The 14,781-nt window shown below is 67.2% G+C and carries 14 protein-coding genes; 8 read left to right on the top strand and 6 right to left on the bottom strand.

What is annotated here, in order from left to right:
* The first annotated feature begins 15 nt into the window (after window positions 1-15).
* The 5 genes from IB274_RS22210 (at window position 16) to IB274_RS22190 (ending at window position 5,492) form a co-directional block, all read left to right on the top strand.
* Window positions 16-699, top strand: coding sequence for a TetR/AcrR family transcriptional regulator (locus IB274_RS22210; protein WP_192434857.1), 684 nt, complete (start codon window positions 16-18; stop codon window positions 697-699).
* Window positions 696-2,345: an acyl-CoA dehydrogenase family protein gene (locus IB274_RS22205; protein ID WP_192434855.1), complete on the top strand. Its 1,650-nt coding sequence runs from the start codon at window positions 696-698 to the stop codon at window positions 2,343-2,345. Before IB274_RS22210 ends, IB274_RS22205 begins: the two co-directional genes overlap by 4 nt.
* A gap of 132 nt (window positions 2,346-2,477) precedes the next feature.
* A complete protein-coding gene (amn, locus tag IB274_RS22200) occupies window positions 2,478-3,953 on the top strand; it encodes an AMP nucleosidase (protein WP_192434853.1) in 1,476 nt (491 codons plus the stop codon).
* 82 nt (window positions 3,954-4,035) lie between these two features.
* On the top strand, window positions 4,036-4,812 hold the full coding sequence (deoC, locus tag IB274_RS22195) for a deoxyribose-phosphate aldolase (protein WP_192434851.1): 777 nt from the start codon (window positions 4,036-4,038) through the stop codon (window positions 4,810-4,812).
* A gap of 116 nt (window positions 4,813-4,928) precedes the next feature.
* Window positions 4,929-5,492, top strand: coding sequence for a hypothetical protein (locus tag IB274_RS22190; RefSeq protein ID WP_192434849.1), 564 nt, complete (start codon window positions 4,929-4,931; stop codon window positions 5,490-5,492).
* A gap of 168 nt (window positions 5,493-5,660) precedes the next feature.
* Here the strand turns inward: IB274_RS22190 and IB274_RS22185 are convergent, their stop codons facing one another.
* The gene (locus tag IB274_RS22185) at window positions 5,661-6,713 is read right to left on the bottom strand and encodes an MBL fold metallo-hydrolase (RefSeq protein ID WP_192435075.1); all 1,053 of its coding nucleotides are present in this window, start codon (window positions 6,711-6,713) and stop codon (window positions 5,661-5,663) included.
* Window positions 6,714-6,864: 151 nt separating this feature from the next.
* Here IB274_RS22185 and IB274_RS22180 point away from each other — a divergent pair, with 151 nt between their 5' ends.
* Window positions 6,865-7,431 (top strand): pseudouridine synthase, encoded by a 567-nt coding sequence (locus IB274_RS22180; protein WP_192435073.1) that lies wholly within the window; start codon window positions 6,865-6,867, stop codon window positions 7,429-7,431.
* A gap of 23 nt (window positions 7,432-7,454) precedes the next feature.
* Here IB274_RS22180 and IB274_RS22175 read toward each other — a convergent pair whose 3' ends face one another.
* The gene (locus IB274_RS22175) at window positions 7,455-7,658 is read right to left on the bottom strand and encodes a DUF2788 domain-containing protein (protein WP_015475469.1); all 204 of its coding nucleotides are present in this window, start codon (window positions 7,656-7,658) and stop codon (window positions 7,455-7,457) included.
* A 332-nt stretch (window positions 7,659-7,990) separates the two neighbouring features.
* A complete protein-coding gene (locus tag IB274_RS22170) occupies window positions 7,991-8,470 on the bottom strand; it encodes an Lrp/AsnC family transcriptional regulator (RefSeq protein ID WP_017521771.1) in 480 nt (159 codons plus the stop codon).
* Window positions 8,471-8,911: 441 nt separating this feature from the next.
* On the opposite strand from IB274_RS22170, the gene IB274_RS29860 reads away from it, so the two are divergent.
* Window positions 8,912-10,099, top strand: coding sequence for a DUF6515 family protein (locus tag IB274_RS29860; RefSeq protein ID WP_263866460.1), 1,188 nt, complete (start codon window positions 8,912-8,914; stop codon window positions 10,097-10,099).
* Between the two features lie 6 nt (window positions 10,100-10,105).
* Here the strand turns inward: IB274_RS29860 and IB274_RS22160 are convergent, their stop codons facing one another.
* Genes IB274_RS22160 through IB274_RS22150 form a run of 3 tightly spaced genes read right to left on the bottom strand, consistent with a single transcriptional unit; the run spans window position 10,106 to window position 11,932 of the window.
* Window positions 10,106-11,002, bottom strand: coding sequence for a cation diffusion facilitator family transporter (locus IB274_RS22160; protein ID WP_192434847.1), 897 nt, complete (start codon window positions 11,000-11,002; stop codon window positions 10,106-10,108).
* Window positions 11,002-11,514, bottom strand: coding sequence for a DinB family protein (locus IB274_RS22155; protein WP_192434845.1), 513 nt, complete (start codon window positions 11,512-11,514; stop codon window positions 11,002-11,004). The genes IB274_RS22160 and IB274_RS22155 overlap by 1 nt, the downstream gene beginning before the upstream one ends.
* Before the next feature lies 1 nt (window position 11,515).
* Window positions 11,516-11,932: a polyribonucleotide nucleotidyltransferase gene (locus IB274_RS22150; protein ID WP_192434843.1), complete on the bottom strand. Its 417-nt coding sequence runs from the start codon at window positions 11,930-11,932 to the stop codon at window positions 11,516-11,518.
* 193 nt (window positions 11,933-12,125) lie between these two features.
* Between IB274_RS22150 and hrpB the strand changes: the two genes are divergently transcribed.
* Window positions 12,126-14,657, top strand: coding sequence for an ATP-dependent helicase HrpB (gene hrpB / locus IB274_RS22145; protein ID WP_192434841.1), 2,532 nt, complete (start codon window positions 12,126-12,128; stop codon window positions 14,655-14,657).
* The last annotated feature ends 124 nt before the right edge of the window (window positions 14,658-14,781 follow it).

Genomic DNA, 14,781 nt, shown 5'->3' with positions numbered 1-14,781 from the left:
ATCAGGATTCAGACCATGGCTTACCGACAAACCCAGGCCCGCCTGCAAAAGGATGGCGAACAGCGCGAGCGCATTCTCGTGTTGGCGCTGGCGCGGGTCGCTGATGGCGGGTTCGCGGCACTGACCATGCAGGGCCTGGCCGACGACGCCGGCATCGCCACTGGCAGTCTCTACCGGCACTTCAGCGGCAAGGGCGAGCTGGCTGCCGAGGTCTTCGCCCGTGCCAGCCAGCGTGAGGTCGATACCCTGGGCGAGCTGCTGAAAGCTCCCGGCAGCGCCTCGGAACGCCTGAACCGCGGCCTGCATCAGTTCGCCGCCCGCGCCTGGGGCAGTCGCCAGCTGGCCTTCGCCCTGATCGCCGAGCCGGTCGATCCGGAGGTGGACGAGCAGCGCCTGATCTACCGCGAAGCCTACGCCGCGCTGTTCGTCACCCTGCTGGAGCAGGGCATAGCCACCGGTGAATTCCAGCCGCAGCCGGTGCAGCTGACCGCCGCCTGCCTGGTCGGCGCCATTGCCGAAGCCCTGATCGGTCCACTTTCACCACCGGCCCGCGCTGCGCGCGATGCCGGGCAATCCAGGGTTTCCCTGGGGGAGGTCAGTGACGCCCTCGTGACCTTCTGCCTGCGCGCCGTCGGGGCGCGCCCATCTGTTCTGCCAAAGCCTGCCTCGCCCACAACCGCCTCGGAGGACCCGTCATGAGCCTGCACCAGTACGCCGAAACCCACGAAGTGACCAACCAGGTGCCGCCGCTGGACGGTGCCAACCTTTATCGCATCGACCTGCCGCTGCAGGAGTGGGTGCGTCGCTACGACGGCGGTTTCGCCGAGCAGAAGCTCGACGCTTACGGTGCGCTGGCCGGCGGTCCATTGATGGCGGCGGGCTTCCTGGCCAACGAGAACAAGCCGGTGTTCAAGTCCCACGACCGCTACGGCCACCGCGTCGACCTCGTGGAGTTCCACCCGGCCTACCACGAGCTGATGCGCGCGGCCATCGAGGCCGGCCTGCCCTCTATGCCCTGGACCGACCCACGTGCCGGCGCCCACGTCGCCCGCGCGGGCCTGAGCTACCTGCACAGCCAGGCCGAAGCCGGCACCGGCTGCCCTCTGACCATGACCTTCGCCAGCGTGCCGGCGATCCGCCTGCAAGCGGACATCGCCGAGAAGTGGCTGCCGAAGATCCTCTCCACCGAATACGACCCGCGCAACCTGCCCATCGAGCAGAAGACCGGCGCCACCATCGGCATGGCCATGACCGAGAAGCAGGGCGGCACCGACGTACGCGCCAACACCACGCGCGCCTACCCGGTGGGCATCCCTGGCCCGGGCCAGGCTTACGAACTGGTCGGCCACAAGTGGTTCTGCTCGGCGCCGATGTGCGACGCCTTCCTCACCCTGGCCTACACCGACAAGGGGCTGACCTGCTTCCTGCTGCCGCGCCATCGTCCGGACGGCAGCCGCAACGAGTTCTACATCCAGCGCCTGAAGAACAAGCTGGGCAACTGGTCCAACGCCTCCAGCGAGGTCGAGTACCGTGGCGCGCTGGCCTGGATGGTCGGCGAGGAAGGCCGCGGCGTGCCGACCATCATCGAGATGGTCGCCATGACCCGCTTCGACTGCATGATCGGTTCCAGCTCCCTGATGCGCCAGGCGCTGACCCAGGCCGCACACCACTGCGCCTACCGCCAGGTCGGTGGCCGCGTGCTGGCCGAGCAACCGCTGATGCAGAACGTGCTGGCCGACCTTGCCCTGGAAAGCGAAGCCGCGCTGGCGCTGACCCTGCGCATGGGCCGCGCCCTGGACCACTTGCACGACGAACAGGAGGACAAGTTCGCCCGCCTGGTCACCGCCGTGGGCAAGTACTGGATCTGCAAACGCGCCCCCGCGATGATCAACGAAGCCGCCGAATGCCTGGGCGGCGCCGGTTACGTCGAAGACACCATCCTTCCGCGCCTGTACCGCGAAGCGCCGGTCAACTCCACCTGGGAAGGCTCGGGCAACGTGCAGTGCCTGGACGTGCTGCGCGCGCTGTCGAAGGAGCCGGGCGTGCTCGACGCGCTGTTCGCCGAACTGGGCGACGGCCATGGCGATGCACGCCTGGCTTCGTTCATCGGCAACCTCAAGGCTTCCTTCGCCGACACCCAGGACATCCAGTACCGCGCCCGCCAGCTCACCGAAAACGTCGCCATCGCCCTGCAGGCCAAGCTGCTGCTGGAAGCGGGTAATTCGGTGGTCTCCGACGCCTTCATCGCCAGCCGCCTGGACGACGGCGGCTGCGTCTACGGCACCCTGCCGCGCGGCGTGGATGTGGAAGCGCTGGTGGCACGGGCGACGCCGCATCTGGTGTGATGCAACTTTGCCAGCTGCCCGCCATGGGCAGCTGGTTTGCTCCTGTCACTGATCGTCTCTGATGAATCTGTCATCCCCTTCCGCAACGGAAGCAGGCAAGATGGAGCTGATCGTTCAGACAGGATGCCCACCATGAGTCTTACGACTGGCGACGAGTTCTTCGTCGCGCAGACCGCCGAAGAGGCCGTCGATCAACTGGCCGTGCTCCACGAGCGCGCCACCGGCGCCCTGAACCAGGCGCTCAAGCGGTACCTCAAGGACCGCGAAGTCCCTGACGCGCAACAGCGCGAACAATTCCGCTACCCACTGCTACGGGTGACCTACCTGTGCCAGGGCGAAGTGCCCTCGACCACCCGCGCCTACGCCAAGGTCCAGGTACCCGGCACCTACGCCGTGACTATTACCCAGCCCAAGGCCTTCCGCAAATACCTGCTGGAGCAGCTGCGCCCGCTGATGGAGGACTTCACCGTGCGGGTGGAAGTCGGCGTCAGCGCGCAGAACATTCCGTATCCCTATGTGGTGGAAGGCGGCGATGAATTGGGGGGCTCGGGTGTGACCGCGGCCGAGCTGGCGCGGGTTTTCCCCAGCACCGATCTGTCGGCCACCTCTGACGGTGTTGCTGACGGCCTGTATGAATGGGAGAACGCCGACCCAATGCCGCTGGCGCTGTTCGACGCCGCGCGTACGGACTTTTCCCTGCGCCGCATGGTGCATTACACCGGCAGTGACTGGCGGCACGTGCAGCCTTGGATCCTGCTGACCAACTACCACCGCTACGTCGACCAGTTCATCCACCTGGGCCTGGAGCGCCTGCGCGATGACCCGCGCTTCGTGCGCATGGTCCTGCCGGGCAACGTAATCATCGAGCGCGGCACGGATGAAGGTGAAGCCAATGCCATCGTCGCCAGCGTCGAGTGGCACCGTTTCCAGATGCCGGCCTATCACCTGATCGCCGAGGACGGCGACGGCGTGACTCTGGTGAACATCGGCGTCGGCCCGTCCAACGCGAAGAACATCACCGACCACCTCGCTGTGCTGCGTCCGCACTGCTGGCTGATGGTTGGCCACTGCGGCGGCCTGCGGCAATCGCAGACCATCGGCGACTATGTGCTGGCCCACGCCTACATGCGCCGCGATGGCATTCTCGACCGCGTGCTGCCGCCGCACATCCCGATCCCGGCGCTGGCCGAGGTGCAACTGGCGTTGCAGGAAGCTGCTGCGCTGGTGACTGGCGAGCGTGGCGACCAGCTCAAGCGTCGCCTGCGCACCGGCACCGTGCTCACCTACGACGACCGCAACTGGGAACTGCACTGGGCCCAGGAGCGCCCACTGATCAACCTGGCGCGGGCGATTGCGGTGGACATGGAGAGTGGCACCATCGCCGCGCAGGGTTATCGCCTGCGGGTGCCCTACGGCACGCTGCTGTGCGTGTCGGACAAACCGCTGCACAGCGAGATCAAGCTGCCCGGCGCTGCCACGGCCTTCTATCAGCGCGCGGTGAGCCAGCACCTGTCCATCGGCGTTGCCGCCGTCGACCTGCTGCGCACCCAGCTCAACTCGCTGCACTCGCGCAAGCTGCGCAGCTTCGACGAGCCGCCGTTCCGCTGATCTGCGACAGGGCGCGGAGCGCCTGCCGGGGTGATGGTGGTCGCCCCGGCTGCCTGAAGAAAGCCGATGGAGAGCATTGCCGATGACCGATCCTCGCAAGACCCCGGCGGGCCGTGTGCTCGCCCTGCTGGACCTGACTTCGCTGAATGCCGGCGATGACCTGCAAAGTACCGTGGACCTCTGCCGCCGCGCGCTGACGCCCTACGGCGAAGTGGCGGCGGTGTGCGTGTGGCCGAAGCTGGTGCACATCGCCCGACGCACGCTCAATACCTTGGGCGGTCGCGGGGTGCGGGTTGCCAGCGTGTGCAACTTCCCCGGCGGCGACGCGCCGCTGGCCGATGTGGTGGAGGAGGTACGCAAGACCCTTGCCGAGGGGGCCGACGAGATCGACCTGGTCTACCCCTGGCGCAAGCTCAAGGCTGGCCAGGAGACCGGTGCGGTGGAATTGATCCGCACCTGCAAGACACTCTGCGGGCCGTACCACCGGCTCAAGGTGATCCTCGAAACCGGCGAGCTGGCCGAGCCGGAGCTGATCCGCACGGCCTGCCGCGATGCCATCGCCGGCGGCGCCGATTTCCTCAAGACCAGCACCGGCAAGGCGACGGCGCACGCCACGCCCGAAGCCGTGCGGATAATGCTCGAAACCATCGAGGAGGAGGGCGGCAAGGTCGGCTTGAAAGTCTCCGGCGGACTGCGCACGCTGGCCGATGCTCAGGCCTACCAGAAGCTGGCGGAGGAGCGTTTCGGCGCCGGCTGGATCAAGCCGGAGCACCTGCGTTTCGGCGCTTCCGCGCTGCTCGATGACCTGCTGCGCGAGCTGAGCGGCGAGGCGCAGCCGATTTCCACGCGGGACTATTGATCGCCCCGCGTTGACGCCGCCCCAGGCGAGCCTAGAATGCTCGCCTCCCGCGCCACGGGGAACCGTGGCGCGTCCCTCCGGTCGGACTTTCGCCGACCTCTTCCGCTGGTGATCCCATGCCGTTCCGCGCCCCCTCGCACCTCACCAATCCGCTGCGTCGTTTCGCCCGCCGACTGGTGGAAAACGGCACGCCCGAAGTTGCCGCACCGCTCCCTCTGCCCGACAGCATCGCTGGCGAACCCTGGTTCTCCGTGGGCAGGGCGGTGGAAGGCCTGGGCGGCGAGCGGGTGGATGGCTGGTGCCTGGAAGAGTGGCCGGGCTTGGCCTTGCGCGCCCGTTTCAGCGCCTGCTGGCGCGACGCCCAGGGGCGCCTGTGGAATGTTCTGCCGGGTGGCGAAGCCATCGCCTTCCTGCCCGACCCGAAGCGCCGCTACGAAGGCGTACCGCTGGCCGAACAACTGCATGCGCTGGAGCGAGACGAGCTGCTGGAGGATTACCTCTGGCTCAGCCGCGAGCTGAGCAAGCCGCAGCAGGACGACGAGCGCCGGGAAGTCCGCGACTCCATGCGCCAGCGCCTGGAAAGCTGGCTGGAGCTGGGCGGTCGCGGCGACAAGCCCTGCCCGTGCAACAGCGGCAAGCGTTATCGCAACTGCTGCAGCAAGCGGGTGCGGGAGAACTGAGGCCGCTCCTACACGTCATCCTCGAAGCTTCCCTTTACGTAGGAGCAACTGTCTTTCTTGAAAGTCCGTGCCCGGAGTTTCCCTTTCCCTAACCCTCTCCCTGAAGGGAGAGGGGGCCCGGGCGCGATATTTCAGGGAATAGCGGACTTTGTCCGCGTTTGCTTGCACCTACAGGGATGCGTCCGGCATCGGCGGCACCAGCCACTGCTCACCCGGCTTCGGCGCGCGGAAACGCTCCGCCGCCACGCCACGTTGCTGCAGCGCTGCCGCCAGGTCGCTGACCGGAGTGAACTGGCCTTCGTCGCTCAGGCGGAAGGTGCCGAAGTGGATCGCCATGCTGCACTGCGAGTCGAGGTGCTGGTGCGCCTGTACGGCATCATCCGGGTTCATGTGGTGATGGCGCATGAACCAGCGCGGCTCGTAGGCGCCGATAGGCAGGGCGGCGAAGCGCATGGGGCCGAAGCGCTCATGCATCAGGCCGAATTCTTCGCCCAGCCCGGTATCGCCGGGGAACAGCAGCGGGCCGTCCGGCGACTCCAGCACGAAGCCCATCCACAGCGTGCGGTTGGTGTCGCGCCGCGAGCGCGCCGACCAGTGCTGCGCCGGCACGCCGGTGAGCAGCATGCCTTCGGGCATCGGCAGGCTCTGCCACCAGTCCAGTTCGGCGATATCGGTGAAGCCGCACGCGCGGATCAGCTCGCCATTGCCCAGGCCGGTCACCACCTTGGCGGAGGGGAAGCGCCGCGCCAGCTCGCGAAGGCTATGGATATCCAGGTGGTCGTAGTGGTTGTGGCTGACCAGGATCAGGTTGATCGGCGGCAGCTCGTCCAGCGCCAGGCCCGGCGGATGCACACGCTTGGGACCGGCGAAGCTGAACGGGCTGGTGCGCTCGCACCAGAGCGGGTCGGTGAGGATGTTCAGGCCGCGGTGCTGGATCAGCAGGGTGGCATGGTTGATGTAGGTGACGCGCAGTTCGTCGCCCTCGACGCGGGCTGGCGTCTCCGGGCGGGTATCGGGGCCGGGCTGGGCGATCCACTCTGCCTGTCGGCCCCGCTCACGCTGCCATTTAAGGAAGGCGCGCAGGCCGTGATGCGGCTGGCGGTCGAGGTTGTGAAAGCGCTGCCCGTCGAAATGGGGGCTTTGTGCGCCGCGATAGCGGGCGCCGAGGCGGCCGCTGAGGTTCTGCAAGGTGATCAGCCAAGTGGGGTGGCTCATGGGTATGCTCGTGCATGCTCTTGCGATGAATACTCGCCACAACCTAGCATGCTGGGCATTTGCCGCACCCCCAACCTCGGTTACCACTCATTACGCCATGCCCCGTCCTCCGCGTCCCGCCAATCGTCGTCCAGCCACCCGCCCCGCGCCTCGCCGCGTGGCCAAGGCGCCGCCGGCGCAACCCAGGCTGATCCTGCTGAACAAGCCGTTCGACGTGCTGACGCAGTTCAACGACAGCGAGGGCCGCGCGACGCTGAAGGATTTCGTCGACGTGCCGGGCATCTACCCGGCCGGCCGCCTGGACCGCGACAGTGAGGGCCTGCTGCTGCTGACCAACGACGGCCGCCTGCAGGCGCGCATCGCCGATCCGAAGCACAAGCTGCCGAAGACGTACTGGGTGCAGGTGGAGGGCGAGCCAAGTGACGAGCAGCTCGACCGGTTGCGCAAGGGTGTGCAGCTCAATGATGGCCCGACGCTGCCGGCCGAGGCCCGGCGGCTGGAGGAGCCAGATATTTGGGAGCGCGACCCGCCGGTGCGTTTCCGCAAGTCGATACCGACGGCCTGGCTGGAGTTGGTGATCCGCGAAGGGCGCAACCGCCAGGTGCGGCGGATGACGGCGGCGGTCGGCCTGCCCACGCTGCGCCTGGTGCGCGTACGCATCGGGCCATGGCAGCTGGATGACCTACAGCCGGGGCAGTGGCGGGAAGTCAGCCCCGAGCTTTGAGACCCGGGGCAGGGGGCGCGGGATCAGAAGCCGCCTTCGAGCCCGGCGACGACCACGGACTTGATCAGGAAGCCGAGTACGCCCAGGCCCAGTGCGAAGAACAGCACCATGGTGCCCATGCGGCCGGCCTTGGACTTCTTGGCGAGGTCCCAGACGATGAAGGCCATGAACAGGATCAGGCCGGTCACCAGGCCATACATCATCCAGTCTTCGAAACTTTCGTTCATTACAGCTCCTGCCCGGTGCGGAGGGTGTCCGAGGGACGCCGGGACGCGGTGGTGGTGAAGAAGGCGCGCATTATACGCATGCGACGCTTTGTCGTTCAGAGCCGTTCATAAAGTGATCAGTTCCTGCTGCTGGATGGGTGGAATACCGTGCAATTCCCCACCGTGGCGCGGCTGGCGGGGAAATCTGCGGTATTGGTTCCGTTCGGCGAGAGGCGGGGTGCGGTGCTGTGTCGCAGGGCGGCTTTGCCGGCGGACGGTGGGCGTGGCCGGCTGCTCGGAGTGAAGCGGTTCGCGAGCAAGTTCGCTCCTGCAGTAGCCAGCAAGCAGCTGGCTCAGACGCGAAGATGATCCAGCGGTAGTTCAGTGCTCGCCATCACATTGCGCAGCACGAAGCTCGACCGCACGCTGGTTACGCCTTCAATGCGGGTCAGGGTACCGAGCAGGAAGTGCTGGTAGTGTTCCATGTCCGGAACCATGACCTTGAGCTGGTAGTCCGCGTCCATCCCGGTCACCAGGCTGCATTCCAGCACCTCGGGGCATTTGCCGATGATCTGCTGGAAGTGTTCGAAACGTTCCGGCGTGTGGCGGTCCATGCCGATCAGCACGAAGGCGGTGAGGCTCAGGCCGAGTTTCTTGCTGTCGAGCAGGGCGACCTGGCGGACGATATAGCCGTCGTCCTCGAGCTGCTTGACCCGCCGCGAGCAGGGGGAGGGCGACAGGCCGATGCGTTCGGCCAGCTCCTGATTGGAGATGCGCGCGTCGCGTTGCAGTTCGGCAAGAATTCGCAGGTCGTAGCGGTCCAGCTTGTCCATGAAAGCCTCATGTTTCGATTGAATTGCGCTTGTGGCGTAATTTTTAGGTATTTGTTGCTCAGGTGGTACCTGTATGAGCAATCTTAGCAATCATTTCCCCGCTCTGTCGCTTTACTATTTCTTCCAGATTCACAGCCCGGACATCACGTCCCCTGCGATCCGCCCAATCAGGCGTTTCGCGGCCCGCCGACCCCACAGGATCGCGCCGGCCACCGGGCTACGCACTGCCCAGAAGGCGGAGCGAGGTGAGCCGGCGCCAACAGCGACGAGCAGGACGAGATTCCGGAAGGGAGGCTGACGAGCCTCCCTTTTTTCTTGCCCGCGATTTGCCCCCGCCATCTTTACCCTGACTTTACCCAGCGCCCCGCAATGGCGGCTTTGCGCCGTGGTCTATGGCGATGTCACATCACGGTTTTCGGCCGTTGCCGAAGTGAGGAATCCATGAAGTCGGGCATCGGGCGGTTCGCTTCGTTCGCCGTGCTTTCCCTAGCCGTCGCGGTCCAGGCGGTGGCGGCTGACGGGCCCGATATGCAGGGCCATCCGCCCGCGAACGGCGGTGGCGGGCAGCCCCAGGGGCGTTCGCAGGGCAACGGCGGCCAGGAGCACGGTCGACCGCAAGGCAACAACGGCGGGCAATGGCAGGGCCGACCACAGGGTAACCACGGTGGCCAGTGGCAAGGTCGTCCTCAAGGCGGCGATGGCGGCCCGGAGCAGGGGCGTCCACAGGGCAGCAATGGCGGTCCGTGGCAGGGACACTCGCAAGGCAACAATGGCGGGCAATGGCAGGGGCGCCCTCAAGGCAACAACGGTGGTCAGTGGCAGGAGCGCCCGCAAGGCAACGTTGGCGACCATGAACACGGGCGGCCGCAAGGCAACAATGGTGGACAATGGCAGGGTCGTCCCCAAGGCAATAATGGCGGCCAGGAGCAGGGCCGTCCGCAGGGTAATCCGGGCGGGCAATGGCAGGGCCGTCCGCCGGGCAACAACGGCAGCCAGTGGCATGGTCGTCCGCAGGACAACGACCACGGCAACGCTGGTTGGCAGGGCGGCAATCGTCCGCCGTCGGCAGGCTGGCAGGGCCGCCCGCCGCCTTCCCACGGCAACTGGGGGCCGCATCCGTCCTATTGGCGGCCGGGCTACGTGGTCAACGCCATGCCGAGCGGGCATTACCGAGTGCCCTATCGCGGCAGCGACTACTACTTCAACGATGGCTACTGGTATCGCCCCTACGGCTCACGCTATGTGGTGGTGACACCGCCTTACGGCGTGCGCGTGCGCTACCTGCCGTCCTACGCCGAGCAGGTGTGGATCGGCAGCATCGGCTACTTCCTCGCCGCCGGTACCTACTATCTGTGGCAAGCCGGCTCGCAGGATTACGAAGTGGTGGAGCCCCCGCAGCAGCAGGTGGCCAGCGTGGCGCAATCGGCTTATGACGTGATGGCTTACCCGATGTACAACCAGGGCCCGGACCAGCAGGCCCGCGATCGCTATGAATGCCACCGCTGGGCCGCCGACCAGAGCGGCTTCGACCCGGCCCTGGCGAGCTATGCGCCGCCGGCCTACGTCGCCGACAACTACCGCCGCGCCCTGGGCGCCTGCCTGAGCGGGCGCGGCTACAGCGTCAACTGATGCTCTCTAACTGATGGTCTCTTTGCCCACCACTTCCTGTGGGTCGGCGTGCACCAGCACCTCGGCCCGCGGGAATTCCTTGTGGATCGCCAGCACCGCCTCGTCGCACAGATGATGCGCCTTTGAAAGCGACAGCTCACCTGGCAACTCCAGATGCAACTGGACGAACCAGTGCGTGCCGGAAATCCGCGTGCGCAGGTCGTGGGCACCGAGCACGCCAGGTACTTCTCGCACCAGTTCGAGCATGCGGGTGCTGACATCCGGCGGCAGTTCCTCGTCCATCAGCACAGCGACGGATTCGCGGGCGATCTGGAAGGAACTCCAGAGAATGTACAGCGCGATGCCCAGACCGAAGATGGCGTCCATCTGCTGCCAGCCGAACTGCGCCAGCAGGAGTGCCACCAGGATGCTGCTGTTGAGCAGCAGGTCCGAGCGGTAGTGCAGCGAATCGGCGCGGATGGCATTGGAGCCGGTGATCTTCACCACGTAGCCCTGCACCAGCAGCAGGCCGGCGGTCAGCGCCAGCGACAGGATCATGACCGCGACGCCCCATCCCACGGCTTCCACCGGTTCCGGGTGTTGCAGGCGGTCGATGGCCTGGGTGCCAACCAGCACGGCGCTGACCGCGATGAACAGAGCCTGCGCCAACCCCGACAGCGACTCCGCCTTGCCATGGCCGTAACGGTGGTCGTCGTCCGCCGGGCGGATGGCGTAGTGCACCGCCAGCAGGTTGAGGAAGGAGGCCGCGCCATCGAGCAGTGAGTCGGTGAGGCCGGCCAGCAGGCTGACCGAGCCACTGAGCCACCAGGCGATGGCCTTGGCGACGATCAGGGTGGTGGCGACGCCGAGCGACGCAAAGGTCGCCAGCCGCATGAGATGGGCGTGGCTGGCATGCTTGAGCATCAGGTATCCAGGCGGTTGGGCAGGAAGTAGATGTAGTCCAGCAGCGGCGCTTTCTGGCCCAGCGCGGTGAGCGCGGCGCTCATCTGCCCGCGATGGTGGGTGCCGTGGTTGACCAGGTGCTGGACGATGTTCGCCAGGCTCTGGCGGTGTTCCTGCCCGGCCATGTTGCGGTAGTCCAGCTGGGTGCCGAGGGTGGCGTCGCTCTGCTTGCTCAGCCACAGGCGCCAGGCGCCGACCCCGTCCATTAGGAAATCGGCGAGGCCGGCGCGGTCAGGCGCGGCCTCGGCGTCGAGGCGTTCGAACTGCCAGGGCTCTCGCTGCACACGGGCGAACCAGATGCGATCGACCACCGCGAGGTGGTTGAGCGTGCCGTGCAGGCTGCCGAAGAACAGCCCGCGCGGTGCGCGGTAGGCCTCTTCATCCAGCGGGGCGACGGCCTCCAGGATGCGTTCGTAGGCCCACTGGTGGTACGCCAGAAGTTGCTGCAAGTGTGAAGCGAGAGCGCCGTGCATATCAGGCCTCCGGGCGCAGGCCCAGGCTGGCGAGTTGTTGGAGGTCGCCGCTGCGCTGGATCAGACGTGGATCGTCCAGGGGCAGGCTGCGGCCAGTTTCACGCTCGAGGATCGCCTTGAGTTTAGCCTTGTCCACGGTGCCGTCTTCGCTCACGGCATCCTTGAGCTTTTCAGGCGCGACCGAGTACTTCTCGTCGGGCAGGTAGATCGCGCCGGTGGCGAAGTCTACGCCGAAGGCGATCAGCCCCGGGATGACGTAGAACAACAGTCCGACCGCGTCCAGAGCGGCGACTGCCGGATCGATGCGGCCGTCGATCTGGCCGCGGCGATCGGGGTAGAACAGGGTGCCGCAGGCCGTCAGCTGGCTGAACAGGGCGGCGCTCAGAACTGCACAGGAGACTCGGGTGGCAAGACGCATGAAAAAACCTCCGGGAGGATGATGCGGACAACTATATCAACGAGTCCTGAACAACTGCTGGCAGTTTCGCACTAGCTGGCGTCCTCGTTGCTTCTATGACTGCTGGGTTGGCACCGTGGTTCGCCCGCTATAATCGCCGCCCCCCGCGTAGTCCGGGTTACCGCCTTATGAAATTCGAGTTCCAGGAGCCGGCATGAACGCCCTTCCCATCGACAGCGTCCTTCCCGCCTTGCGCCAGGCCCTGGCCGGGCGCCACGAAGTGGTGCTGGAAGCGCCGCCCGGCGCCGGCAAGACCACCCGCGTGCCGCTGGCGCTGCTGGATGAGGCGTGGCTGGCCGGCCAGTCGATCCTGATGCTGGAGCCGCGCCGGCTGGCCGCTCGCGCCGCCGCTGAAAGATTGGCTGCGGAACTGGGCGAGAAGGTCGGCGAAACCGTCGGCTACCGCATCCGCCTGGACAGCAAGGTCGGCCCGAAGACGCGCATTGAAGTGGTCACCGAGGGCATCCTCGCCCGCCGCCTGCAGGACGACCCGGCGCTGGACGGCGTGGGGTTGGTGATCTTCGACGAATTCCACGAGCGCTCACTGGATGCCGATCTCGCCCTCGCGCTGACCCTCAATGGCCGCGCGCTGCTGCGCGACGAGCCGCCGCTCAAGGTGCTGGTGATGTCGGCCACGCTGGAAGGCGAGCGCCTGTCCGCGCTGCTGGGCGACGCGCCTGTCGTACGTAGCGAGGGCCGCATGTTCCCGGTGGATCTCCGCTGGGGCCGCCCCTGGCAGGCCGGCGAGTTCATCGAGCCGCGCGTGGTGCAGACGGTCCAGCAGGCGCTGGCCGACGAGCCCGGCAGCCTGCTGGTGTTCCTGCCCGGCCGGGCGGAGATTCGCCGCGTCGCCGAGCAGTTGGGCGAGGCCCTGGCTGGCCGCTCCGATGTCCTGCTCTGCCCGCTGCACGGCGAACTCGACCTCGACGCCCAGCGTGCCGCCATCGAACCCGCGCCGGCGGGCAAGCGCAAGGTAGTGCTGGCGACCAACATCGCCGAGACCAGCCTGACCATCGACGGCGTGCGCGTCGTCGTGGACGCCGGGCTGGCGCGGGTGCCGCGCTTCGATCCGGGCAGTGGCATGACCCGCCTGGAAACCCAGCGCATCTCCCGCGCCTCCGCCACCCAGCGCGCCGGCCGTGCCGGGCGACTGGAGCCGGGCGCCTGCTATCGCCTGTGGTCCGAAGCGCAGCACGATCAACTGCCGGCCTATGGCGCGGCGGAAATTCTCCAGGCCGATCTGTCCGGCCTCGCCCTGCAACTGGCGCGCTGGGGCGTCGCCCCGGAGGAGCTGGCCTGGCTCGACCTGCCGCCCACCGCCGCTTATGCACAGGCCCAGGATCTGCTGGAGCGCCTCGGCGCGCTGGCTTCCCGCGCCAATGGCGGCAGCCTCACGCCCCACGGTCAGGCCATGGCCGAAGTGCCAGCGCACCCGCGCATTGCCCACCTGCTGCTGCGTGGCCATGCGCTCGGGCTGGGGCAACTGGCTTGCGACCTGGCCGCTTTGCTCGGTGAGCGCGACATCCTGCGTGGCAACGACGCCGACCTGCATCACCGCATCGCCTTGCTGGCCGGCGAGCAGAGCGGCCCGCGTGCCAGCCGGGGCGCGGTGCAGCGCGTGCGCCAGCTGGCGCGGCAGTTCAAAGGCTACCTGCGCGGCCCGGCCCGCGAGCCGGTGGCCGACCCCGATCATCCGCGCTGGTTGGGCGGCCTGCTGGCCTTTGCCTACCCGGACCGCATTGCCCGCCAGCGACGTGCCGGTGGCGGCGAATATCGACTGGCCAACGGTCGCGCGGCGCTGTTCGGCGAGCCGGATGCGCTGATGAAGGAAGCCTGGCTGGTGGTCGCCGATCTCGGCAGCCGCCAGGGCCAGCGCGAAGAACGCATCTACCTGGCGGCGGCGCTGGAACCGGGGCTGTTCGAGTCGATTCTCGCCGAACAGGTCAGTGTTCACGATGAGCTGGAGTGGGACGAGCGCGAAGGCGTGCTGCGCGCCGAGCGCCAGCGCAAGGTCGGCGAGCTGGTGCTGTCCACCGAGGCGCTGCCCAACCTCGATGCCGAGGCCCGCAGCCGCGCGCTGCTCGGGCTGGTGCGGCGCAAGGGGTTGGAGCTGCTGCCCTGGACGCCGGAGCTGCGCCAGTGGCAGGCGCGCATCGCCTTGCTGCGCCGGCTCGATCTGGAAGGCAAGGGCGAGAGCGAGTGGCCGGACGTCAGCGACGCCGCGCTGCTGGCTTCGCTGGAAGACTGGCTGCTGCCGTACCTGGGCAAGGTCTCGCGGCTGTCGCACTTCGCCAACCTGGAGCTGAGCGGGATTCTCCATGGGCTGCAGCCCTGGCCGTTGCCGCAGCGTCTGGATGAGCTGGCGCCGCGTACGTTGCAGGTGCCGTCCGGCTCCAATATCCGCCTGGATTACAGCGAGTTTCCGCCAGTGCTCGCCGTTCGCCTGCAGGAACTGTTCGGCCTGGCTGATACGCCGCGCATTGCAGGAGGGCGGGTGGCGGTGAAGCTGCACCTGCTGTCGCCAGCACAGCGGCCGGTGCAGGTGACCCAGGACCTGGCCAACTTCTGGCGCAGCACCTATGCGGAAGTGAAGAAGGACCTGAAGGGGCGCTATCCGAAACACTACTGGCCGGATGATCCCTTGATCGCCGAGCCCACGGCGCGGGCCAAGCCGCGTAAAACCTGATCGCGGTGCACCGCTTTTCGTAGGAGCGAGCTTGCTCGCGAATCCTCGGAGCGTCGGAGCGTGTCGGGGTTCGCGAGCGATAACGATGGCGTCCCCCTCGCTCCTACAGGGGGTTTGCGGCCTC

It is taken from the genome of Pseudomonas sp. PDM18 (genome assembly GCF_014852585.1).
In the GTDB taxonomy this organism is placed as follows: domain Bacteria; phylum Pseudomonadota; class Gammaproteobacteria; order Pseudomonadales; family Pseudomonadaceae; genus Pseudomonas.
Note: the sequence above shows the minus strand (reverse complement) of the source record. Positions and strands in the feature narration are given on the sequence as shown.

Excerpts from the sequence above, each read along its gene's own strand:
- IB274_RS22155 (WP_192434845.1), bottom strand. The coding sequence starts at position 11,514 with ATGCACGGCGCTCTCGCTTCACACTTGCAGCAACTTCTGGCGTACCAC.
- IB274_RS22150 (WP_192434843.1), bottom strand. The coding sequence starts at position 11,932 with ATGCGTCTTGCCACCCGAGTCTCCTGTGCAGTTCTGAGCGCCGCCCTG.
- IB274_RS22210 (WP_192434857.1), top strand. The coding sequence starts at position 16 with ATGGCTTACCGACAAACCCAGGCCCGCCTGCAAAAGGATGGCGAACAG.
- IB274_RS22160 (WP_192434847.1), bottom strand. The coding sequence starts at position 11,002 with ATGCTCAAGCATGCCAGCCACGCCCATCTCATGCGGCTGGCGACCTTT.
- IB274_RS22205 (WP_192434855.1), top strand. The coding sequence starts at position 696 with ATGAGCCTGCACCAGTACGCCGAAACCCACGAAGTGACCAACCAGGTG.
- IB274_RS22175 (WP_015475469.1), bottom strand. The coding sequence starts at position 7,658 with ATGAACGAAAGTTTCGAAGACTGGATGATGTATGGCCTGGTGACCGGC.
- IB274_RS22190 (WP_192434849.1), top strand. The coding sequence starts at position 4,929 with ATGCCGTTCCGCGCCCCCTCGCACCTCACCAATCCGCTGCGTCGTTTC.
- IB274_RS29860 (WP_263866460.1), top strand. The coding sequence starts at position 8,912 with ATGAAGTCGGGCATCGGGCGGTTCGCTTCGTTCGCCGTGCTTTCCCTA.
- deoC (WP_192434851.1), top strand. The coding sequence starts at position 4,036 with ATGACCGATCCTCGCAAGACCCCGGCGGGCCGTGTGCTCGCCCTGCTG.
- amn (WP_192434853.1), top strand. The coding sequence starts at position 2,478 with ATGAGTCTTACGACTGGCGACGAGTTCTTCGTCGCGCAGACCGCCGAA.
- hrpB (WP_192434841.1), top strand. The coding sequence starts at position 12,126 with ATGAACGCCCTTCCCATCGACAGCGTCCTTCCCGCCTTGCGCCAGGCC.
- IB274_RS22170 (WP_017521771.1), bottom strand. The coding sequence starts at position 8,470 with ATGGACAAGCTGGACCGCTACGACCTGCGAATTCTTGCCGAACTGCAA.